26 protein-coding genes and 1 pseudogene are annotated in these 22,946 nt (G+C 47.0%); 15 read left to right on the forward strand and 12 right to left on the reverse strand.

Features of this window, described 5'->3' with window-relative positions; all coding sequences use genetic code 11:
• Positions 1 to 5 precede the first annotated feature (5 nt).
• The 6 genes from IKB43_00245 to IKB43_00270 all read right to left on the reverse strand — a co-directional run bounded on the left by IKB43_00245 (position 6) and on the right by IKB43_00270 (position 5,682).
• A complete protein-coding gene (locus tag IKB43_00245) occupies positions 6 to 623 on the reverse strand; it encodes a hypothetical protein (protein MBR2468576.1) in 618 nt (205 codons plus the stop codon).
• A gap of 149 nt (positions 624 to 772) precedes the next feature.
• Positions 773 to 1,672, reverse strand: coding sequence for a hypothetical protein (locus IKB43_00250; protein MBR2468577.1), 900 nt, complete (start codon positions 1,670 to 1,672; stop codon positions 773 to 775).
• The gene (locus tag IKB43_00255; protein ID MBR2468578.1) at positions 1,641 to 2,462 is read right to left on the reverse strand and encodes a protein-ADP-ribose hydrolase; all 822 of its coding nucleotides are present in this window, start codon (positions 2,460 to 2,462) and stop codon (positions 1,641 to 1,643) included. The genes IKB43_00250 and IKB43_00255 overlap by 32 nt, the downstream gene beginning before the upstream one ends.
• Before the next feature lie 494 nt (positions 2,463 to 2,956).
• A complete protein-coding gene (locus tag IKB43_00260; protein ID MBR2468579.1) occupies positions 2,957 to 3,754 on the reverse strand; it encodes a hypothetical protein in 798 nt (265 codons plus the stop codon).
• 173 nt (positions 3,755 to 3,927) lie between these two features.
• A complete protein-coding gene (locus IKB43_00265; protein ID MBR2468580.1) occupies positions 3,928 to 4,281 on the reverse strand; it encodes a hypothetical protein in 354 nt (117 codons plus the stop codon).
• A 210-nt stretch (positions 4,282 to 4,491) separates the two neighbouring features.
• Entirely contained in the window at positions 4,492 to 5,682 is a 1,191-nt protein-coding gene (locus tag IKB43_00270; protein ID MBR2468581.1) for a Bcr/CflA family efflux MFS transporter, read from the reverse strand.
• Positions 5,683 to 5,836: 154 nt separating this feature from the next.
• Between IKB43_00270 and IKB43_00275 the strand changes: the two genes are divergently transcribed.
• The 15 genes and pseudogenes from IKB43_00275 to IKB43_00345 all read left to right on the forward strand — a co-directional run bounded on the left by IKB43_00275 (position 5,837) and on the right by IKB43_00345 (position 18,738).
• Positions 5,837 to 6,502 (forward strand): MmcQ/YjbR family DNA-binding protein, encoded by a 666-nt coding sequence (locus IKB43_00275; protein ID MBR2468582.1) that lies wholly within the window; start codon positions 5,837 to 5,839, stop codon positions 6,500 to 6,502.
• Between the two features lie 278 nt (positions 6,503 to 6,780).
• A complete protein-coding gene (locus IKB43_00280) occupies positions 6,781 to 7,197 on the forward strand; it encodes a hypothetical protein (GenBank protein ID MBR2468583.1) in 417 nt (138 codons plus the stop codon).
• Between the two features lie 38 nt (positions 7,198 to 7,235).
• Positions 7,236 to 8,360 (forward strand): hypothetical protein, encoded by a 1,125-nt coding sequence (locus IKB43_00285; GenBank protein ID MBR2468584.1) that lies wholly within the window; start codon positions 7,236 to 7,238, stop codon positions 8,358 to 8,360.
• Between the two features lie 51 nt (positions 8,361 to 8,411).
• Positions 8,412 to 9,032, forward strand: a pseudogene (locus IKB43_00290) (hypothetical protein).
• Positions 9,010 to 9,468, forward strand: a complete 459-nt coding sequence (locus IKB43_00295; protein MBR2468585.1) for a hypothetical protein — start codon at positions 9,010 to 9,012, stop codon at positions 9,466 to 9,468. Before IKB43_00290 ends, IKB43_00295 begins: the two are co-directional and overlap by 23 nt.
• A 3-nt stretch (positions 9,469 to 9,471) precedes the next feature.
• On the forward strand, positions 9,472 to 9,624 hold the full coding sequence (locus tag IKB43_00300; GenBank protein ID MBR2468586.1) for a hypothetical protein: 153 nt from the start codon (positions 9,472 to 9,474) through the stop codon (positions 9,622 to 9,624).
• A 51-nt stretch (positions 9,625 to 9,675) separates the two neighbouring features.
• Positions 9,676 to 11,529, forward strand: coding sequence for a hypothetical protein (locus IKB43_00305; GenBank protein MBR2468587.1), 1,854 nt, complete (start codon positions 9,676 to 9,678; stop codon positions 11,527 to 11,529).
• 220 nt (positions 11,530 to 11,749) lie between these two features.
• Positions 11,750 to 12,466 (forward strand): hypothetical protein, encoded by a 717-nt coding sequence (locus tag IKB43_00310; protein ID MBR2468588.1) that lies wholly within the window; start codon positions 11,750 to 11,752, stop codon positions 12,464 to 12,466.
• A gap of 275 nt (positions 12,467 to 12,741) precedes the next feature.
• Entirely contained in the window at positions 12,742 to 13,860 is a 1,119-nt protein-coding gene (locus tag IKB43_00315) for an insulinase family protein (GenBank protein MBR2468589.1), read from the forward strand.
• A 92-nt stretch (positions 13,861 to 13,952) separates the two neighbouring features.
• On the forward strand, positions 13,953 to 14,783 hold the full coding sequence (locus IKB43_00320) for a CBS domain-containing protein (protein MBR2468590.1): 831 nt from the start codon (positions 13,953 to 13,955) through the stop codon (positions 14,781 to 14,783).
• 11 nt (positions 14,784 to 14,794) lie between these two features.
• Positions 14,795 to 16,327, forward strand: coding sequence for a hypothetical protein (locus IKB43_00325; GenBank protein MBR2468591.1), 1,533 nt, complete (start codon positions 14,795 to 14,797; stop codon positions 16,325 to 16,327).
• 28 nt (positions 16,328 to 16,355) lie between these two features.
• Positions 16,356 to 16,880, forward strand: coding sequence for a hypothetical protein (locus IKB43_00330; GenBank protein ID MBR2468592.1), 525 nt, complete (start codon positions 16,356 to 16,358; stop codon positions 16,878 to 16,880).
• A 140-nt stretch (positions 16,881 to 17,020) separates the two neighbouring features.
• Positions 17,021 to 17,437: a hypothetical protein gene (locus IKB43_00335; protein ID MBR2468593.1), complete on the forward strand. Its 417-nt coding sequence runs from the start codon at positions 17,021 to 17,023 to the stop codon at positions 17,435 to 17,437.
• A 161-nt stretch (positions 17,438 to 17,598) separates the two neighbouring features.
• The gene (locus IKB43_00340; GenBank protein MBR2468594.1) at positions 17,599 to 18,123 is read left to right on the forward strand and encodes a hypothetical protein; all 525 of its coding nucleotides are present in this window, start codon (positions 17,599 to 17,601) and stop codon (positions 18,121 to 18,123) included.
• Positions 18,124 to 18,738 (forward strand): hypothetical protein, encoded by a 615-nt coding sequence (locus tag IKB43_00345; GenBank protein MBR2468595.1) that lies wholly within the window; start codon positions 18,124 to 18,126, stop codon positions 18,736 to 18,738.
• A gap of 22 nt (positions 18,739 to 18,760) precedes the next feature.
• On the opposite strand, the gene IKB43_00350 is transcribed toward IKB43_00345, so the two are convergent.
• From IKB43_00350 to IKB43_00375, 6 genes are all read right to left on the reverse strand, one after another.
• Positions 18,761 to 19,372, reverse strand: a complete 612-nt coding sequence (locus IKB43_00350) for a hypothetical protein (GenBank protein ID MBR2468596.1) — start codon at positions 19,370 to 19,372, stop codon at positions 18,761 to 18,763.
• Positions 19,373 to 19,374: 2 nt separating this feature from the next.
• Positions 19,375 to 19,530, reverse strand: a complete 156-nt coding sequence (locus IKB43_00355) for a hypothetical protein (GenBank protein ID MBR2468597.1) — start codon at positions 19,528 to 19,530, stop codon at positions 19,375 to 19,377.
• A 468-nt stretch (positions 19,531 to 19,998) separates the two neighbouring features.
• Positions 19,999 to 21,183, reverse strand: coding sequence for an alpha/beta hydrolase (locus IKB43_00360; protein MBR2468598.1), 1,185 nt, complete (start codon positions 21,181 to 21,183; stop codon positions 19,999 to 20,001).
• A gap of 17 nt (positions 21,184 to 21,200) precedes the next feature.
• On the reverse strand, positions 21,201 to 21,740 hold the full coding sequence (locus IKB43_00365; GenBank protein ID MBR2468599.1) for a flavodoxin family protein: 540 nt from the start codon (positions 21,738 to 21,740) through the stop codon (positions 21,201 to 21,203).
• A gap of 231 nt (positions 21,741 to 21,971) precedes the next feature.
• Positions 21,972 to 22,163, reverse strand: coding sequence for a hypothetical protein (locus tag IKB43_00370; protein MBR2468600.1), 192 nt, complete (start codon positions 22,161 to 22,163; stop codon positions 21,972 to 21,974).
• Positions 22,150 to 22,707: a hypothetical protein gene (locus IKB43_00375; GenBank protein ID MBR2468601.1), complete on the reverse strand. Its 558-nt coding sequence runs from the start codon at positions 22,705 to 22,707 to the stop codon at positions 22,150 to 22,152. Before IKB43_00375 ends, IKB43_00370 begins: the two co-directional genes overlap by 14 nt.
• Between the last annotated feature and the right edge of the window lie 239 nt (positions 22,708 to 22,946).

Consider the following 22,946-nt stretch of genomic DNA (forward strand, 5'->3'; position numbering starts at 1 on the left):
GTTTATTATTTCGAGAGCGCCTTCACCCAATCGCGGACAACGTTTTCGGAATCCTTGACCTTGCTTCCGCGCACAGAAAGGGCGGCCTTCTTGTCGAATGCAGCACCCTTCGCCTGCATTAACTTTTCGAGCGTAGGTAGGCTCCCGGCACCGTCAGAGGAGCCCTCGTGAGAGAAGAACGCATAGACGTTTTTGCCTTGCAGGTTCGCCTGCTTCAGGAATGTCATCACGGGCATCGGCACGTCGTACCACCAGACCGGAAAGCCGACAAACACCGTCTTGTAACGTTTCATTTCTTCGTCGCTCAAGGAGAGGTTTATCTCGGGATAAATATTTCCGTCCTTTTCCTTTTTGGCGACATCGACTGTTTCGTTGTAGCTAACAGGGTATTCTTCCTTGCGCAAGATGCGGGCGTAATCGGCTCCGACTTCGTCGGCAATCCAGTGCGCCATGCTCCGCAAGTGCCCAGACCAGGTGAAATACACCACCAGCACATCGCCTTTTTTCGAGAAATCCGCATCGGCGTTTTGGTCGGCCCTGTTGCGCTCGGCACAGCCCACCAAGGAGAGCAGGGCCAGCGCAAGCGTTAAGACAAGAGTAAAAATTCTAGCGAGTTTTTTCATGGAATGTTCCTTTTGGGCTATCTTTCTTAAATACAAATTAGATAAAACATCACCGATTCGCAATAGTAAAAATACGGCCGAAATTAACGATTTTACAGTTCGGAAATTTTTATAATTACCGGTTTGCGACGGGAACACCGACTAGAGCACTAGAAGAGAGACGTCACCACCTCGCCGATATCGCCGTCGACGCATAACGAGCGGGGCCCGATGTCGTCGGGAGCGTAGGCCTGTCCGTAGTTGATGCAGGCGTAGGTGGCGTTCGAATTCAGGGCGGTCATTTGCCAGAACGGGTACTTGATGATTCCGGGGGTGTTCATGCCTACGCCCAGTTCCAGGAACAGCACGTTTCCACCGCGCATGGCGTTACATCTGTCGAGAAATTCGCGGTAACGTTTTGCAGCACGGTGCCAGCCGTCGTCTTCTACGAAGGTGGAATCGGAACGCAGGTTCATGGACATGGGGCGGCCGCAAATGGGGCACCTGGGCAACAGTTCCGCAGGGACGGTCATGGCGCCGAACAAGCCCGTCTCTTTTGAAAAGCCCTGGGCGTCGAACATGGCACGAATCTGCTTTTCGTTGTCGTAGGTGCAGGGGTGGCACGGCTTGCTGCATTGGAAAAGCCCGTAATCGCCCTGGGTGTAAAAGAGCCGTTCCTTGTCAAAGCCCGCTTTCTGGAAACAATGGTCCACGTTGGTGGTAAGGACAAAGTAATCCTTACACTGTAGGATTTTCAGGAGGTTTTCGTAGACGGGTTTCGGGGCGGCCATGTAGCGGTTTATCGTGACATAGCGGCTCCAGAAGGCCCACATTTCTTCGGGAGTCCCGTAAGGGAAAAAGCCGCCGGAATACATGTCCGAAAAACCATACTTTACAGAAAAGTCGGCGAAGTACTTGACAAAGCGTTCCCCGGAATAGGTAAATCCCGCCGATGTTGAAAGTCCGGCGCCCGCGCCCACGACGACGGCCTCCGCCCTTGCCAGCGCCTTTTTCAGTCTCGATACTTCGGCAGAAAAATCATCCGTTGATTTTTTCAAAAATCCACGCATAGATAGCCTCGTCCTTTTCGCTGAAAACGTTGAAGACAACCTTCATGGGGTTTTGCGTACGGCGTTTCCATTCCAGCACCGTATCCACCGCGATTTGGGCGGCACGTTCCGGCGGGAAACGGAATACACCTGTAGAAATACAGCAGAAGGCAATAGATTCAACACCGTTCCGGGCCGCAACTTCGAGGCAGTTCCTGTAGCACGATTCCAGCAACTCGCAGTCCCGTTCCGTAAGGCCGTAGCCCACGATTGGCCCCACCGTGTGCAGCACGTATTTGCAGGGCAGGTTGTAGGCCGGCGTGATTTTCGCCTGTCCCGTAGGTTCGGGGTGCCCTTGCCGTTTCATCAGGGCGTCGCAAGCGCTACGGAGACGAACTCCCGCGAAAGTGTGGATGCAGTTGTCGATACAGCTGTGGCAAGGCTGCCAGCAACCCGTCATGCCGCTGTTTGCCGCATTCACGATTGCATCCACCCTGAGGGTGGTGATGTCGCCGTGCCACAGGAACAAGGAATCGCCAAACAAGTCTGGCGCACCCGCACTGAACCGCCTGCCAACACTTTCGATGTCCGCAATGTCCGTTATTCCGCGGTCACGGATGGATTCCTGCAGGTATTCGTCCTGAATCCTGTAGAATTCATCGCTTGCGGGGGCGGCCTCCCGCACGTTCATCAAGGAACGTAGCAGGATTTTCTGTCCTTCGGCGTCCGCGGGGATGGTCGTGCCGCTGTACCTGGGACTTTCCGCCAATAGATACTTTATCAGGAATAGTCTGCGCTCTGCTTGGTTCATGTTTCCTCCCGGACGGTTCAGGGGCGGTCTTGAGTTGTGCGGCGAGACCCTTCAGGGTCGTCTTCTCCAGTTCCATTTCCAGCGCCATCTGCGCCGAATTCAGGGCCGGGTCCAGCAGGCGGTGGATGTTCTTGCCTACGGGGCACAGCGGATTCGGTTCCGGGTGGAAACTGAAGACGATCCGTTCCTCGTCGTTATCGTTGATGGCCTTGTAGACATCCAGGAGCGTTATCTTGTCGGCAGGACGCGCAAGGTGAGAGCCCCCTACGCCAGGAGCCGTCTCTACCAGGCCCGCCTTTTGCAACTGCAAAAGGACCTTGCGGATGATGACCGCATTCACGCCGGTGCTGCCCGATATGAATTCCGAGGTCACCCGTTCCGAACCCTCGAAGAAGTGGATGCAAAGCAAGGTATGGACCGCCGCCGTAAAACGAACGCTGACTTTCATAATCCACAATTTAACAATTGTTGCCCGCGTTCACGCGTGCCTTGGCCTATTTGTAGAACATTCCTGCCGTCATGTCCAGGTAATTTTCGCCGGAGTAGTTCGCGAATTCCTGCTTCATGGCGCTCTTGAATGCCGCCGGGTTCACGTTCTTGAGGGCGATATTCTTCATCACCTTCAGGTACTGGATTTTTGCACGGGCATCTTCCAGATTTTCCACCGTGTAGTGTGACGTGAGAATCAGGGAAATTCCGCGGTCGATGTAATCCGTGAGCTGCGCGATGATGGCATCGGCGTGCTTGCTCCCTGCCACGATGGAATGGACGTCGTGGCCCATCATGTGGGTGTAGACAACGTTGATTTCGGGAAACTCGATATCGAATGCCTCCTGGGTCGCGACAATGCGCATGTCGATGTCCGCCAAATTCAAAGTCTCGCCTTCGATAAAGTCTGTCGTCGCGTAGATGGAACAGTCGAACGCATCGCCAAAAGCCGCCGTGAAATTCTTGACCAGGGCCGCACCTCCCCCGTTATGGTTGTAATCGTCGGCATGGCGGGTGCTGTACACGGGAGCCCCCTTCATGAAAGTCGCGCCCGCGCCATGGTAGGCAATCACCGTGCCCACGAATTCAACCGAAAGGCCCTTGATGTAGGCCTCCAGTTCCTTGATGTTGTCGAAGAAACAGGGGGCTTCGACCATGAACATCTTGCCGCCCTTTTCCAGCAAGAAACATTCGTCGGTTATCAGGTCGTTTGTCTTGTAGGCGTGCAGCTTGACCGCGCCGAAATCGTAGACTTCCACGACGCCCTTGCCAAGTTTTACGGTCTTGAAATTGTTCTTTTCCATTTTGAATCTCCTTGGGCCAAGCCCGTTTTTGTTTGATTTTAATCAGTTGTTCTTTAATTGTTACAACACAAAATATATCCAATTATCGTTGTAATGTCAATAGAACAACTAGAAATTTAAAGTAAAAATTTGGTTACAAAAAAGAACAAGGGGTAGTTAGAGTTTTCGGACGTTTATTCCACCGAGAATGTCGCCTTCACGTTCCCTTTTCCGAGGATTTCTTTGAGGCGTTTCTTGTTCACGTTGTCGATACGGGCGAGGCGCGTGAAGTTCCAGGAGTTCTTGTCGTAGTAGATGGTGATGGAGTTGCCCTGATAAAGGATGATGTCGCCCGCGTCGGTGTCGATTTGCGTGTCGTTGCGCGGAAAACTGCGCGGCAGGTCGGCCACCTTCTCGAAACTGCCGTAGTCGTGCATGTCGAGCGTGAGGTCGCCCTGCGCAAGGAATTCGGCGAAGGCCTTGGCGGAGGAATTTTCTTCGAACGTTGCCGTGAAGGCGGTATCGTTCACATGGATTTTGAGTTTCACGGGAGCCTCCCCCACTTTAGATGTTGAACTGGCCGATGAACTTGCGGGCACTGCGTCGGGCGTTTTACTGGCGGACGATTTCGGCGTCTGGGTTTCGGGTTGCGTCGAATGGCTTGCGGCATCGCTGCAGGCGACCAGAAAGAACAACGCTATAAGTACAATGTTTCGCATACACACAATATAAATAATTGTGCGAGCGATTCAAAATACTTATTTGCTATGACTCACTATGCCTTTTGCGCATAGTGAACCGCTGGCGAGAACCGAAACAAGCGTCAAAACGGCACCCACAACAAGGACAATCAAAACGCTCGTGGCAATGTCCCCCATGCCGACCAGCGGAGAGACGATTCCGCCCATCAAGAAGCCCGATGCCCCGATGGCCGCTGCAGCGGTGCCTGCATTTGCGCGTTCCGCATTCAATGCCAATGCATTTGCGGGGGGTTGACTCATGCCGAACATGAACGTAAGCCCCATGAAGGCAACCTGCACAAGCGGGAGTAAAGCGTGTGTCAAGAGGGCGGCAGCGACGGCAATCGCGAAAACGAGCATCCCCGCGCCCGCGATTTTAAGAGCCCTGCGTTCGCTGCCGACTTTACCCGACAACGCACAACCGAACGCCGTAAACAACGCGTTCAGCGCAAAGCAGAGACTGAAGCCTACAGGCGAAAGTCCATAGATTTTCTGGTAAATGAACGGCGAAGAGGCGATATACCCGAACAAAATAATCATTGGGAATGTGCATACTAGAAAATACAAAACGTAGGTGCGGTTCTTGAACACTTTTGTATACAAGCTAAAGCTTGCCAAGACGGATTTTTTGCTGCGGCGCTTTACCGGGAGCGATTCCTGAAATTTTCCTGACATAAAGAGCAGCAGAGCACCATACAGGAGCAACACCGCGAAAGTCCCTTTCCAGCTCATGAAATTCAGCAAGAAACCACCCAGCACGGGGGCTACAATCGGGGCGACTCCGTTCACCGCGCTCACCATGGCAAGGAACTTGGTGAGCACCGGGCCGCGGTAGGAATCCGCCGAAATGGAACGAGCAATCACGATACCGCCGGATGCCGCCATGCCCTGCAACAAACGAAACACGTTGAAGGTTACGATGTTCGGTGCGACAATGCAGGCGACAGTCCCGCAAACAAAAAGCAACAGACAAACTAGCAACAACTTTTTGCGGCCGTACTTGTCACTCAGTGGGCCTACAAAGAGCTGCCCCACCGAAAGCCCCAGCATGCTCATGGTGAGGCTCAGTTGCGCCATCGAGGGGCTTGCCGCAAAGTAATCGGCAAGGCTCGGAAGGGCCGGTAAGTAAAGGTCTGTCACGAAGGGGCCAAATGCCGAAAGCAAGCCAAGTAACAGCATAAGGAAAGTGAATTTCTGTTTTCCGCTCATAAATTCCTCTTGGCGAAACCGCGCGGAATCGCCATAAAAAAAGCCCGCAAAGCCATACAACTGGACTTATGCGGGACCGCTACACGTTGATTTCGCAAGCGAATTTAGGAAAAAATTTTTCCGTTGGCAAGGATTTTATCTATTTTTTGCTTACGTGACAGGCATCGAAGAACAATTCAACGGCAAGAAACTCCTTGTCAAGAAACTCATTCCTTTCGGGTTCACGAAGGAAGGGTCTAACTATGCGCTCGTCCGCGAAATACTTGGCGGACAGTTCCGTCTTGAAATCAGAGTGGGACGGGGCAAGAAAGTTTCAGTCAAGGTGTTCGATAACGATTCCGGCGAAGAATACCTACTGTTTTCGGTGCTTTCCGTGCAGGGGTCCCTCGTGGGTCGCATCCGCAAAGAAGTTTCTGCCATTACGGATAAATTTATTAGCGAATGCTTCGAAACGCAGATTTTCAAAAGGAAATCAGCGAACGACCTGATTGGCTACGCGGAGCAAAAATACGGAGACAAGCCCGAATATCTGTGGGAACGGTTTCCGCAATTCGCCGCCATCCGCAAGCACGAAAACAAGAAATGGTATTGCCTATTGGGGACTGTCGAAAAATCAAAAGTTGGCCTCAAGGGCGACGAGATTATCGAAGTGGCGAACTTCAAGATAGTCCCGAAGGAATTGCCGGGACTCCTGAAAAAGCCCGGCTACCTCCCCGCATACCACATGAACAAGAAAAGCTGGGTAACGGTCATCCTTGACGGAACGGTGCCGCTAACCGAAATCAAGAAATTGCTGGATAAAAGCTATACGCTGGCGTGAATGACTTATGCTAGCCCAAAAGTTTGTCGGCACCTGTTTTCAGAAAGTCGATAATTCCTGTAATCAAAAAACCGTTTTCATCGGTATGCACGGGCTAAAGTCATCGCTAGTGGCTAAACGACCGAAAATGACGAAAAAACGTCAAATTTTAAGATTTCCGTTTCCCCATCGAAAATTGTAAAAGATGTCTTTAACGCTTTGGACGTAGCCTTTTACATTTCCCGTGCAAAAAACAATACTATGACAGGGTACGTCCAAACTACAAGGAAGAGCCGATTATGGAATACACATTTGAGGAAAAACGCCTTTTTTCCGAAAAAAAAGAATTTTTCTCCACTTTCGTGCGCTTTTTAGACTATTTTATGTTATTTTTAGTAAGAAATAGAGAGTTTAGCTCTTGTTCTCTGGCCGAAATCTGCAAATTTCACAAGAACGGGGACAAGGCGAACGCTCACGCAGGCATGCCGTTTTGCGGTATGCTTCAGATTGTCGTATCAGCCATTCGGCTGATTTTTGGTCGTGTAGACCAAGGGCAACAGCCCATTTGGGGCGTGGGTCGTTTGTGTTTATCGTTCTTGGGCAATGCAGAGCCTCGGCTTGAAAAACGCAACGATCTGCGCCTTTTTTGTGTCCTCACAAAATTTGGCACGGTTCCTTGTGGAACAGGGGCGAACTCTAAATATCTACATCAATAAACACCAGTATCATCTACTTAAACAACAAGGAGACTTATATGGGATGGTATAAAGAATATCTTAGAGATTTAGCTGAAATAAAAGCCGCAGAGGACAAAAAACAAGGCATGTGGATCGGAGGCGTTATTTGCGGTATTATTGGACTAGTTTGTTTTATCGTAGCAGCTTCTTCTTGGCATAATTCAGGATATTTACCCGCTGTATTTTTTGGTGCAATTTGGTTATTAATGGTTTTTCTAACATTTATTTGTTTTGCAAAAGCTGAAGGTGGATGTGCAGGACTTGTGTTCTGCCTATTTATTGCGGGATGTGACGTAGTTTGCGTAACAAATTCTCTTGATAAAGTAAGCTCTCAAAAAGAGGAAACCCATCAAACTGAAAAACAAAACAGTATAACTCCTGATTCTGAAAAACCTATTCCAAAAACATTTAACTACCTTAACCGAGTGAACGACATCAATAACAGTGACGAATTGTCGCAATTCTATTTTGACATTGCTGGTAAGTTTCACAACAACAAAATGGGGCTTAAGGGATCTCAGGAACAAATCAATGCCGGCAATGAGTTGATGAGTGTTGTATATGTGTTTTTAGCCCGTTCTGCTAAAAAAGAAACAGATTTAAATGTTGATAACATACGGACTGCGATTCAAAGCATGTCTAATGTTTCAGATTTTCGAAAGAAGAAGGCTCTTGAAGAGTTGCAATTAGGTATAGACAAAATTAAATCCATAAACAATGAAGTGGAGCAAAACCAAGCAACAAAAAAAATAGACGAGCAAGTCAATCAATTAGAGGATTCGCAGGAGATTATTTTGAAAAAAGCAATGAAGGAAATCGTTCCTGCTATGAAATCGTATGCAAAAAAAATAGATGTCTATAAAGCAAAATGCCCTAGCGGGTGTGACGAATACCCATATTGGAATGTAATCGGCTTTAAATCTCCAAAATCCGCGTTTTTTGAGTTTAAGGATGGTACGGAGATGGGAGGCTTTGATTGGCAACTTGGAATGGAAGCAAAAGAAGATGTTCTTGGTATTACCTGCCATTGGATAATACGATGCGTTAACAGTGATAAATGCGAATGCAATATTTCTGAAGACTGTAAGAATATCTCGCCCAATCTTAAATCAATATGTGATGTTGAATATGACGAATATTAGAATCTCCGTAAAAAAAAATACGATGATTGTATTTATAATATTTTTATTTCCATGAAAAGAGTTCTTCTGCTAGCACTCGCACTTTCGACCCTAGCTTTTGCCGACAAGCCGACCGGCGTGTGACGTTTCGCCCGCACAAATTCCATGTATTCTACTGCATGGAACCATCCGGGAACCATAATCGACCTTGGCGACAAGGAGGTATGCCATTATGTCGGACAGATTAACTTCCCAGTGAACAGTGACGGGCAATGTGACAACATTCTCATACTGCACCTTGCGAAGGCACAGGCGATGGAGGAGAACGGCAAGATTATCGGACTGTATTGTGCCTACGACTGGTCGTACCCTGACATGGGCGGCAATTTTCTGACCAACGACGTATACCGCGAGAATTGCCCGGACATTTTGGCTACCGTCAACGGCGGGTTCGACGTGGTTGGAGAATACTGGTTCAAGCCGAAGGAAAACCAGACCATATATTACGAAGATGGAGCACCAATCAGACAGACCCTATCGAATACCAGGGAGGTGCTTGACAGGTTCGACAAGAAATACGAGAACCAGATAAGGTATCGCGACACATACGACTGGATACAGCTGAAGCCAGGCTACGGATGGGACCAGTGGGAGCGACCGGGGAGCGTGTATGGGAAACGGATGGGCAAATAAAAAATTTATCATCGCCTTTGCGCTTGCCCTGTTTATTTGTGCCTGCGCTACGACACATGACAGGGAGAACTACTTCGACACGCTCGTTTCTGCCAGATTCAACAGCATTACGAAAATCCATTGTCTAAACCGGACGGCGCTTTCCGAAGCGACGCGGGCCGAATTCCACGTAAAAGTTCAACAAAGTAGGGATAACCCGTTGCGCGTCTGTTATGACCTTTCCGGTCGAAAAACCTGCTTCGAGACATCCCGCAACTACACCTATACGGAATGCCGCGAGACAACGCCGCCTTACAAACGTTGTCACGATGACCGTTTTGATGGCAACGAGGTCTGGAAAATTTATCACATCGGGGCGGGCGACACCCTGATGCTGGGGAAAGACATTTTCGTAGCCGTCACGGGCGAAGGATGCTTTGCCGCGGCTAAGCAATAGGTTATGGAAGCTCTCTTTTTAGCAATGATTGTCGGCATTGTGACCTTATGCCTACTTGCGCTCCTTGTGGTGGCCACTATAAAGGTGTTTCTTGCCGTTTTGTCGCTTTTGCTTGTTGTTGCGGGATTTATCGTTTTGGGGGTAGCCATCATTTAATCCTTTTACTATTATCAAATCACATAATAAATGTGTTGAATGTTTTTTTATATGAGCAAGCAGGACATCTGGAATATTCTCGAGAAAATTGCACCTAAGCCTTATTTTAATTGGGGCGACAAACAGTTGATTGCAAATGGAGGATATGCGAAGAGTTCCTGGGATGTAGGCAAGGAAACCCATGAACGGATGTTTGTATTCTATAAGGATATCGAATTTGCACAAGAATGTTTGCGTCGCGATTATGAAGAACCGACCGAAGACAACGCAATCTTGAAACTGTGCGGTTCCAGGCGCACGGGCAACCGTAGGTTCCCTCGCTTTGGTTGGCTATTTCCGCAGCAAGGCTGCATTATCGGCCGAGAAGAGTTTCTGAAACATCCAGGAAAAACAAGCGCTTGGCAATCCCTTTACGCTTTGGTTGCCGAATCGAAAACCGAAGGCCGGCAGAAGGCGTCAATCCTCGCAAAAATCGACAATATGACGAAATGCGACGAATCGAAGAAGCGAGTTTTTGGAGAAGCTGGCCCTAGGTTCATCCTGGTTCGCAACCATTATCAGGTTCAATTCTCAACAGACGAAATGTCCGCAATCCTCCCCATCCTTTACGAAGCCGCCATCCCTGTGCAAAAAATATCTGCAACGGAAACTAGCTTGCCCGAAGACTGGGCCGATAAGGAGGAAACGCCATTAGGCATGTCTTCTTGGGAACAGTTTTATTCTGCCGCCAAACAAAAAGAAATCATCGACGCCCTGAGCATCATTTACCGAAAATTTCCAAATCCCAAAATCAAGAACTGGGAATTATTTGCGGATAACCGAAATTTCTGGGAAAGCTACGATAAGTTGAAACACGGGGTAAAGGGGCTTGAAATCGAAGACTTGTCCGTGATGGTGGCTCATGTTCTCGCCGAGATAACGAAATGTGACGGGAATGGCAGATTGACATTTTTTACGGGGCGAGCAAAAATAGCGAAAAACGGAGCAATCACCTATATCAACGATTTTGGTCTGATTCGCGAGGCGAACGAATATTACAACAAGATCTACCTACCAAAACTCAAGCCGCATAAATTCGTCAACAGGGATGGCCGCGAAGTATTGACCGCCAGGGGCTTTGAATACGCAGACACTTTTGCGGCAAGCCTTATCAAGGCGATGTTTGGAAACGGCAAGGGATACGGAATCAGCGGCCCGGTAGAAAGACTGGTGAAGTATGCAAACGACATGAGGAAACTTGCGAAGGATTCACCTGTGCGTACAAGAGCTTTGCCAGAGTCGAATCTATTTAAGAATCCAGAAAACCTGCTATTGCTTTTAAGCAGCATTTCTGTCGGTGAAATACAATCTTTCCCGCAAGAATATGGTTCCATCGCCTATGCGGTTTTCGTTTCTATTTTTCCGAATGCATACGACCGCTACGAATTTATCGAAGACTACTCTGAATTTTACGAAAAAAACAGTGTAACTGACGGTCGTGACGCCAACCGTAAATTCAATAGCCGCTACAAGTTTCTTTATGAACCTGCATTCAAGAACAAGAGAAAGCCGAGCTTTACAAACTGTTCGATTCTCGATATGGCGCTCCGCAACGGGGATATGCCAGAATGGTCTTCGAATATCATGACCGCACTTTATGAAAACGCCTATGGCAAGAATGATGAGGAAGGCTATAAGAAAAAAACCGAACTATTCCCGATAGCAAAACTAGATGGTTTGACAAAACTAGGTACTGTGCAATACAGCTACTTTGTTGACGATGTCGAAAAGTACGCTGTTATTCATTTGCAAAATGCGCTAAGAAGTTTCCTTGATAAATTTTGCCAAACGAAATCGCCTCGTACTGCGCCCACGAAAAAATTGCCACGGTTGACGGTAGCGGATAATATCCTAATCCTGGAATAGATTCATCTGATTTTGTCGTATTTGCTGCATTTTGACATTTAATGTCAAATGAATCACATAATAAACAGCGGTGATTAGAATCAAATAATTTTCCTCTGCAAACGCCCGTGTTATAAAGATCCCCCGATTGAGGGGACCCGGGGATACATCGTGTCTTTTTGCTAGGAAATTACCGATTTCTGCGTAAAATCGCCATTTTAACACTTAAAAGGAGTTGTTCATGACGCAACACAACGGCACGCAGTCCACCCAGATGAACATCAATAGCCTCGTAGAGGTTGCCCAAAATGCACAAAATGGGCGCATTCGTTCGGGTGCCCTGAGACTTCTTTGGAAAATTGTAGGGGACACCGTCATGGGCAATATGGTCGGAAAATCCTATCGCATAAACTCCGATTTCGACATGATCGGGGATTCGCCTAGGGATCGCCGGGAGAAACTGGCCTCGGACGCATACCTCTTTTTTTGCAGGGCGGTCATGAACTTCGACCAAAATCTTGGCGTGCCATTCTTGGCGTATATCGCCCAGAAGGTCTGTTGGAAACTCGCCGCCGACAAGCGCGACAACGCCAAACGTGACGATCGCATAAAAATCAGTTCCAAAATGCAGATAAATGCCTCCGAAGAACTTGCAGAAGAAGACGCTTTTGCCGCCCTGCTGGAAAGAACTCCAAACGAAGAAGATGTCGAGGGCGATTGCTTCAGGAGAGACGCCATCCTCAAAATCAAGAGCATTGCCGCCAGCGCCCCCAAAATTGCAGCCTACTTTGAGACCTGTCAAGAAGTGTGCAATCAGGGCTTCAGGGGATCCGATGCCGAAGTCGCAAGGTTCATGGGCTGTACTCGGGCAAGCACCGGCAACTACCGTAAGAAGCTCGTCCGCATGCTTGCCGAAAAAGGGATGGATTTCAATACCCTTGTTGCGACGGCTGCGTAATTCAAGCTGAAATTGCACGTTTTTTTACAAATCGCGTCTTTGTGACGATGTAAAAAAGGCACCGCCACAGAACGGCAACACAAAAAGCAAGGAGTCCAACATGGGGAAAAAATCGAAGAAAAGAAGGAACTCGACCAGAACGGCAAATCTACAACCAGCAACATCAGGCGCATTCCAAAAAAGGGCGAATCCGGCTACGACGAGTTCATGCGGGAACTCTTTAGAAGTGCAGGGTCGAACATGCTGAGGAACGACGAAATATAAAAGCGGGCAAAATGATCATACAAGAAATAAATCCTCTTGAAATGGCGAGCCTGCATGTTGTTTACGACAATCTCTCGCCTCTTGACGAGGCGGACGGCAAGCATGGCTCGTGTCACCTTATAGAGCACATGATTGGCAAGGCGGTGGACCCGATTGCGCCGATACTCCACGAGAACGGTATCGAAAACGACTATTGCGTAAACTACGAGATGGTAAACGCCTCGTTCACCGGAACTGCCGAGGTATTGGAGACGCTAGCCCCGATCATCGTGCAGCAAATAGTAAACTCCGATGCAGACCGCTTTACGCAAGAAGATTTTGAAAGCGAGCGGAGTGCAGTAATCAACGAAGTGGAGCTGATGAATGCGGATGCTTTTCAGCATACCCTCGGTCGAGGCACTTTGGAAATTTACGGACTCCACGGGCCCGAAGGAGTGCTTGAAGATATTCGAGCCTACACCTTTAACGAGTTCAAGAAGGATTACGAACGACTTGTTGCCCACCCCAGCCGAATTGTCTATGTGGGGCCACGTAGGGTTCATTTCCCGGAAGTTGAGTTCTCGGAGAGCAGGCGGTTTGGGCAAATCGCCCCATGCAGAAGTGTTTGGAACATGCCAGAAATTCCTTCATCAAGTGACGGAAACGATTACAACTCTATAGTATTCATCGGTGCGGAGCCAATCGTAGGCAACCGCGATTATGCAGCAATGCTGCTTGCCACAAACATGCTCGCGGCTAGCGACGAGGCCATATTGTTGAATCAACTTCGCACGAAGGAGGGACTTGTCTATGGATGTGCCGGTTCTATAGGAACATTCCGCAACGCGGGAATCCCCGTCTTTCGGACCGCAAGTGCTGCCAGGAACACCGAGAAGGTGATGTGCTGTACGTCGGACGTTCTTGAAAACCCAGAGCGCTATCTGACCAAGGATCTTTTCGAAAGGACCAAACGATATTTCGGAGCGATTGAGAAGACCTCCAACATTTTGCGCTACTGCAATTGTAACGACCTTGTCCGTAAGGGCATGATAACCTACGAGCATGATTTTGGGGGCATCGAATACCCCAAATTTATCGAAATAACGAAGAAATACCTTTGTCAAGGGAATTTTTGCCCATTTGTAGGGTGAGATTTTCCTTGGTAAAATTTTTTCACATGAGGGGGAAAATATATATATTAAAAAGTATAAGTTAATCCTTATAAACCAACAAGGAAATAAGTATGAAAAAGATTTCAGAATTTTTCACCCCTCCCCAAGAAACCGAATGCGTCTTGGCCAACAAAGAGCTACGAAGTGCGCTAGAAACAATGGATGATAATAATTTTTCTCAATTGCTTGTCATCAAAAACAACCTAAAAAATGGAAAGCACCCGATAAAAAGTAATGTGCAAGGGTGTATATCCTATGATTCCATCTGTAAAAAATTGATGGTTGAAGACATATGTCTTGATGCCCATGTAAAAGACTTCCTTGAGCAAGATGACAAAATATTGTGGGTTGAATCAAATAAATACATATCAGATGTTGCAAAACAATTAAAAGAGCATGAGTATGTCATAGTAGTTGGAGAAGATTCGACCATTCTTGGTTTTGTCACCGCTTATGACATTTCAAAACTATACCTTGACATGGTTACTCCCTATTCCCTTATAGAAAAAATAGAATCATGTCTTCGACAATTGATGAGTACAGTAACACTACCAGAGATAAAAGATGCTGTTATAGAAAAGTTTCTCCAAAGGTCCGATAAGTCAGCCACACCAGCAATAAAAGAAGAAACGGATTCTCGTATTATCGAACGATTAGAAGACGTAAACGATATGGAATTTTGGATGTATAGCGCAGTATTTGAAAAAATGTGGAGCCGATTTAATTTAAGAAAAGACAAAAAGGATTTCTTAGCCAAACTAGAAGCAATCAGAAAGATTCGCAACGAGATTATGCATTTTAGAATTGACAACAACACCAAAGACAATGAAAGGATGCTCTCAAGCATGGGGGACTATCTAGATAAAGTCTGTACAATTATCAACAAGCCGAAAATAAAATAGGGCCGTTATTTATGAACAATGAATTAAGAAGTAAATTCAGGATTTCCTTAAAAAGAGATGGCAAGATTGTTTCTACCAACAATGATTTGCTAAAAAGAAACGAATCGGAACGCGAGACGCCTTTTGAAGATATTTACCAAGCTGAATTTACAAAGATCACCTCATGTGCCGACATCACCATCATTCACGATTACCCCAAAAAAGAAATTTATTTCACCCCCAAAAATTGTCTTACCCTGCTAGCAAAAACGATCTTGGAAGACGAAAAAATTTTACGCAGAGAATATGTGGAAACCATAGGAAATTACGTTTTTTTTCATAAGGAAGAATTCTCAAAGAAACAGGTAGTTCGAAAAAGACTTTTGCTCATATATCCTAAAAATGGCACCAAGGATAATCCGACTCATTTTTGTTACGAATCCTATAACAAATTTGGCGTAATAGATTTTTGTGCAACAAACATAAAGGACCCCTCCATCTCAAATTGTCAGGAAAATTACATCCGATATATTTACGATAATGGAAATGTAGTCTCAAAAGAAATATATAGCGGTTCTGAGTTTTATTACAGGCATTTGACCAATGCTCCTCCTTCTTTGTACTGCCGTCAAGGAAACCTTATAGAACGTTACATTTATAGTTCTAAGACGCTTTACCATGAAATAAATTTTAAAAGAACTGATACGAGTAAGTATCCCGTTATGATTGTCAGTGACAAGAACGATATCACGAAATTTGTCAACTTGTCTAGTGCAAACACAAGCGTGGTTGATTCTGCCGTTCACGGTACAATATTTGAAGACTTAAAATGCCGTATTCACTACCAGAAGAAATTTTTTGAAGAATCTGTGCAAAACGAAATTCACGGCTCATCAAATCAACCAGAGCCCCTGCAAATCATCCCCAAGGATGTACCAAATGATTTTTTGACTTACGATTGTGCAGCTCTACAAGCGAAAGCTTTTTATAAAATTGCGCAACCGGAAAAATTGTCTAATTTAAATTGGTGTAGAACATTACCAAATTCAATGGATTTGTGGGGATACATTCCTCTTCCCCAAACCTATGTCAATGGTTTAATTGTTACAGAATTTGCAACAGAATTTAGGAATGACGTAAAACGGAATGCCTACGAATTGCAATGTCTGATGGATGGCTCCGCATGTCTATTCAATAATCAACTATATCGATTAGGGAAATATGACTGTCAAGAAGGCTATAAAACAGGAACAGATGCAATTTATGAATTATTGAAACAAAACAATGTTGAGGAAAAGTACAAAAACATCTTCATTGATAAAGTGCCTCTAATCCCAAATAAATGGAGAACAAAGAGCCAAGAAAATGCTACAAATATCAACCTAGTATACGAGAAATTGCTGAGCGACATTCATTGCCGAGAGAATCTCCAAGAAATGGGTAGCCCTCGGTTTATGCTGTCGCAATACGACAATCGAATCCAAAAAAGGTTGATAGAATTATCAAATAATTCATTATACAAAGATGCTATGAGATATCAAAAAAACACCCTCAAGAAATTTTAGTATTTGTCGTTAAAAAAGGAGTTTCCAAATGAGAGTATCTCGCGAACTTTTCGAGCATGAAAATTACCCCGAAAAATTCCCGGAATTCAAACGTCTAATGGCTTTCTGCGACGGGAATAATTTGCGGATGGCCTTCTATGATGAAGTGCCCTACATAGGGATTCGTGTTTATACCGCAAACAACGATGCGGTTGGTTCTACCAATTATACGCTGTATTACGATACAATGGACAAAAAGGTGCATTTTCTCCGTTACGACAACTGGGACGAAGGCTTTGCAGAACTTTTAGAAATCTTGACAAGGGAGGCTGAATGGAACGGAGAGAAGGCTGCCCCCTTTAACGTGGATTTTGAATATCTGGAAACGCAATACGAAAAGAAAAAGGAAGAAAAAAGGAAACTGCCTCAACAATTCGATTTTAAGGTTCTCTACAACGGTTATACGGAAAATGTCGCCGTATTCGATGAATCCAAGTGGCTTGCGATTGCTCAAATGCGAAAGCTCTATCCAGATGCAAAGTTTGAGCTTGTTTCGGAAAATGGGAATAAATAACATCCTTTACAAAATGACTCATTAAAACGACAATGAAAAAACGATGCCACCAGATTATTTCTGGTGACGTTTTACGTTCCCTCTGCATCTAACGATATAAGATAGGAGTCCATCAATTTCTTTTCAAAAGCGAGGATGTAATGAGGCTATTTTCGAAAAAGACGCTTAGCAATTCCTGGTTCTGGGTGTGCGTGGGACTATTTGTATCCGTATTCGCCACGCAGGTAATTATAGAAGTCCGTAGAGGTTGCGAAGACTCCCTAAGTGGATTTGAGATTAAATGCCCTGACGGTTTTATCGCCTGGGAAAACACTGAATTCGAAATTACAGGCAAGTACGAGGCCCTCGGTGATTCGTTGGTCGATTTTGAAAAGCGAATCGAATCGGGATGCCGCCCTTTCGACTTTACTAATGTTCCCCGTGCCACAGTTGACAGCCTGTTGAACATCCATAGCGTAATCCATTATACCTGGATTCAAGGGCAGATGAACCTTAGTGAAGAGTTCTTGGTAAAAGCAGACACTACAATTTCAACAAAGCCCCACAAATACCGTTAAAGGGCAGACAGAAACCACATCCTTTTACAAATCGTTTCTTAAAAACGATATAAGAATAGACTTTCAACGCAATAAGGACTTTTCCTATGGAGAATACCGACAAACGCATGCCGAACGATGTAGAAATGCCTGCCGTCAGTGATGATCAGCAGGCGTTACTCATGGAAGAATGCGCCTTTGCCGATATCTACAAGGCCCGCAGGGAGCGCCGCGAGCGCATCCTTCGCGAAAGCGTGCCCCTATTCATCCGGAACAAGGAGCGAATTCTTGCAGACGAAAAAACGGCCCGTTGCCACATAGACGGCATCCGGTTTGGACTGGCATATTCTGGCGAATGGAAAATGCCGGTGGCTTTCTTGGGCGGCTTGCTCCGTTTGTGGGAAAATCCGTTGTTTCAAACAGAATGCCCCAAATGCCATGAAACCGCCTATTGTACCGGTGGAGGCGGGAGTCCTCTTTCGGGGGTAAAGAACATTGCCATGACTTGTGGCTCGTGCGGTCACCAATTTGAGGCACACTCCACCAAGGCGGACTTGAAGGCAGTCTCCTTTGGGAATGCGTTGGTGGCCGCTATCCAGAATTCAAATGCAGGCCTGGGAGAGATGGAAGATGAATGCCTCCCCATCGAAGACGTGGTCCACATGCTGGAACTTGAAGAATACAATGCCAAACAAAAGGAGGCTTAAATGCTGAACCTGTTCAAGCACCAGTGGCTCCCGGATTACATCCGGGAATACATCGTCAAGAAGTTTCCTACACAAAATTTCAAGGTAACATTTGAGATTTACGGGCGTGACGTGCCCATGGACCAGGTTGTCGGCAACGAACGCCACATCAGGCGAGGGACCGTCACCTATACCGATACCGAAGGGAATTCTACAACGTGCTGGTTATTCCTGCGCAGGGGCGAAATAACCTTCGACTCGGTATCCTTTGCAGTAGATAGTTTCGTGCTGGAAGGCATCGAGCCCGGCGTACGCAAGCTTCCGCGGGTAGGCCAAAAGGACGAGGTCGAAAAGTACCGCAAGATGCTCAAGAAAAAACTTTCGGAAGCGATGGACTACTGCCCCGGATCCTTCTTGGACCGACTCCACGAATACCCCATTACCGACATGCCCCGCTGGCGTCGCAAGCGCATCTTGAACCTGCTCGCCAACATGAGCGAGGACGGGGTTCCCGCCTTTGTCAGTTTTGACTTGGACAATGTGGCACTTAGCCAGTTGGAACAGTTTAACGAAGAACTGGAGCTGGCTATGATGGTGGAAAACAAGTACGAACCGGAACTGGACGAGGAAGGATAACGTCGCTTTACAATTCTAGCTTTTATTTAATATCAATCAAATCAAAATACATCAGACGCGTATGCAAAGGTTTTTCGCCCAGCATTTTTACATTGATTCCAAGAGCCCTTGCTTCGTTAATTTCGGAACTATAAAGGAATTTGAAATTGTTTTTCTGATAGTAATGAATGACTTCCGGTTTATTGATTGCATCAACGATGATAAACCGGCAACCGGTCTTGTTTTCGTCGCTACGGAACCAAGCCTTGATGAAGTCCATTACTGCAGAGCCAAAACCTTGTTTGGCAAATTCAATATTCGTCCCTAGGCGACCGACCAAAACTCCGGGATAGCGGCGAAGATTCTTCTCGCCATTCTCCGTGACATATTCAATCTTCGCCTTGTCTTCAGGAGCAAGTTGTTTGATTCGAATTGAATCGTTTGATATTGTAAATGCAGCAACGATGCTTTCGGGACGCTCTCTTAGACGAAAGACATAAGTCTTTCCCAAAAGTTTTTCACCGTATAGTCGAAAATCCTCTCTGAAAAATTCGTCAAGGTCTTCATTTCCGCATTTGAAGGGGTTGCAACTTTGCAGCAATTCCGGAGAAAGCCGAGCAAAGGAGCATCGGTTCAAAAATTCGGCGAGGGTCATGTCTAGAAACCTTGTTCGCGGAGGAAATTTCTAACGAGCAGGATTTTATCGCCAAAATCCTGTTTACGCTCGTTCTTTTCGGCGTATTCGGCTTCCTTGAGAAAACGTTCAGCGTCTTCCCCTTGAAGCGTCGGTATGGATCTTATTGCCACTGCCATAGGTTTATTCCTCCGCTAAAAAATAGGTTTTGAATGTATAATTGTCAATATGGCATTTACGCACATATCCCTAAAATAGCATTTAAAAATGGCAAAAAATGACAAAAAAGCGGTTTGGCACTTTTTTTCATCCGCGTTAGGGATAGCGAGCCTGCGAAGCGTGACCCCTTGGGGCGGTGCTGTGGCACCGTTTTAGCAGGCTAGCGACAAGCAACGCGATGACGATCGCCGCTAAAATATAGCCCGACCCACGTCAGTGGAAAACGCCCTTTTTTAACGGTTCATCAACAGTCTTGTGAGCGCTGAAAAAAAAGCAATCTGGAAAAGTTCTATGGTCACAAGTTGTGACCATAGAACCATCAAATAATTTCTATTTAGATCATTATCGTGACGAGATAGCAGAATGGAGGTCACAAGTTGTGACCTCCAAACTTAATCAAATAATCGTCGCAGTTTTGCGTCTTTTGCTTACTTCAAGTTCGTCTTGAAGAATTCGTTCAGCTTTTCGAAGGGGATTTTTTCCAGGTTGTCGTAGAGGTCCACGTGGGAGGCTCCGGGGATGACGAGGAGTTCCTTGTTGCCGACGGTCTTGCTCCAGTTCTTGGTGGCGTCGAGTTTTGCGGGGACATTCGCCTTCTTGCCGGTCATCTTTTCGAATGCGCCTTCGCCGAAGTAGCGGCTGTGGGCCTTTTCGCCGTGGATGATGAGCACCGGGTTACGGATTTCGTCGGCGTATGCGAGAAGCTTGGTGTTCATGAGCGAGGTGCCTGCGGAGGCGGCCCAGCCCTTGTTGCTGTTGAGGGAGCGCTTGTGGTAGCCGCGTGGGGTCTTGTAGTAGGCGTAGTAATCCTTGACAAAGTAAGGAGCGTCGTTCGGGAGCGGGTCAATGACACCGCCGGCCAGGTCGTACGTGCCGTTCTTGAAGTCCTTGGTGCGCTGGGCCATCAGAGCCTTGCGGGCCTCGTTGCGGGCGTCGGCGTTGTTTGCGGAATCGAAGTAGCCGTTTGCGGATACGCGGCTCATGTCGTACATGGTGGATGCAACCGTCGCCTTGACGCGGGTGTCAATGCCGGCGGCGTTGATCGCCATGCCGCCCCAGCCGCAAATGCCGATGATGCCGATTCGTTCCGGGTCAACGTTGTCGCGGGTCGAGAGAAAGTCCACGGACGCCATGAAGTCTTCGGTGTTGATGTCCGGGCTGTTCATGTAGCGCGGCTCGCCGCCCGATTCGCCGGTGAAGCTCGGGTCGAATGCGATGGTCAGGAATCCGCGTTCCGCCATCTGTTGGGCGTAAAGGCCGCTGGACTGTTCCTTGACGGCACCGAACGGGCCAGAGACTGCAATCGCCGGGAACTTGCCGTTCACCTTGAGGCTCGTGTCCTTGGGCACGAACATGTCGGCGGCGAGTTCAATGCCAAAGTGGTTCTTGAAAGTGACCTTGGAATGTTCGACCTTGTCGCTCTTGGGGAATACCTTGTCCCATTCGGCGGTGAGCGTGAGCTTGTTCATATTTTCTTCCTTTGTCTGTTGTGCTGCTTCTGTTGCCGGTGCGGCGGCTCCTTGTGCAGCGTTGTTTTCTTTTTCGGGGGTGCACGCCATCAGGGTGCATGCGGAAGCCACGGCAAATGCCGCTTTTAAAAATTTGGATTTCATGAGTTGTCTCCTTGTGGTTAAACTTTCTTTCCCATGGCGAACGCTTTTTTCAGGAGCGCGGAATTCTTCTTGACGTCGCCGGCGCTTTCGGCACCCGTGGCGCAGAGGGCGCCCTTGAGCTTCACGCCGTCGAAACAGGCTATCCACCCGCCAATGCCGCGCTTCGCGATGTTCATGGCCTTCGCGTCGGTGTCGGCGGCAGAAGCGAGCAGGTAAATCTCGCGGAACTTGTAATCGCTGGAATAGAGGGAATTTGCGCGGTCGAGCATCGTCTTGAGCTGGCCGCTCATTTCGTAATAGTAAATCGGCGTCGCGAACACGATGACATCAGCCGATTCCATCTTCTTGGTGATGGCGGGAGCGTCGTCCTTGATGACGCATTTGCCCTTCTTCTGGCAAGCGAGGCAGCCCATGCAAAAACCGATCTTCTTGCCGCGCAGCGACTCGAATTCCACCTTGTTGCCCGCCTCGGCGGCACCCTTCGCGAACTCCTGCGCCAGGGTTTCGGAGTTGCTCCCCTTGCGCAAGCTGCTGGACAAGACCAATACTTTTTTCATAGGTTCCTCTCGGTTGAAGTCTTTACATGTTCAAATATACCTCTTTTTTCAGATATTGCAAATACTTTGTTTTCATAACTAGATATGCTTGCAAGGCATAGATTTAAGCGGCAAAAAAGCTAGGATTACTACGACATCAAGATTATAGAAATCTCTCAGTTTAGTAGAAAAATCGGTTTTTTCGATTTTTCTTATCGTAGTTTCTTTATTTGGTCTAGAACTTGCAAACTATTACGGAATCTTGAACTGCAGGATTTCATCGGCAGTCAGTTCATCAAAATCCTTTCCCACACGCTCGGCATATCGCCCTAATTCCAGCAGGTTCAACTTACCTTTAGGCGGGTTTTTATAAGGATTCGGAGGAGTCAAGTACTCTTCCATGGAATCCGCCAGAATGACGGCGGGCTTTCTAATTCCACTCATAGGTATAGACCTCCAGAAGTTTTTGTGATGCCATCCTGCTAAAAGCAAATTGGTATGGATGCAGAGCACCCAAATAAGTTGCACCTAGAACATCAATATAGTGATTTAACAGCTCTTTGTTAAGGGCAAAACCATGAATAAATCCGTCATATCCCCATGCAAGGGAACGGTCCGCCGCTATGGCAAAAAGATGACCACCAACACCGATGTATTTTTGCTTACCAAAAGCATGTTTATTATTGTGCGGAGCGGTACAAGCCCAATGCAAATAGGCGGCCTTTACATCCACATCATTTCTTACCCCGACAAGCCCTTGAATTTCATTATTTTCCTTCAAGGCAAGGGCAAAGACCTCAACTTCTTTGGGAATTTTGATCCAATTAATTTCCCACCCATTCTTTTCGTTGAATTTTCTCAGGAAAGACCTGCTTTCAATCCTGAATACCACAGTTTCCTTGATTTCCCCAGTTTCGGTATCCTTGAGGCAGGGAACAATTTCGTCGAGCCATATGCCGACACCACCAGCGTTTACGCCATTCTTCATCATTCCTCCCTCCGCCTACATGCATAAAAAGGCGGGGCTTTGCTTGTTTTACACTGTGCGAGAAGATAGTTTTCTACACACTTGTGCACTAAATATAAATTACTAGATGGCGGTTGTCAAGAGGTTTGGAAAAAAAAATAATTACGCTTTTTTACCGAGTTCTTGCATCAAATTGTGCATCTTGATAAGAATAACGATGATTTTACGATAATGCGAGATGTCGTCGTAAGTAGGCGCGC

This window comes from Fibrobacter sp. (assembly GCA_017503015.1).
Lineage (GTDB): Bacteria > Fibrobacterota > Fibrobacteria > Fibrobacterales > Fibrobacteraceae > Fibrobacter.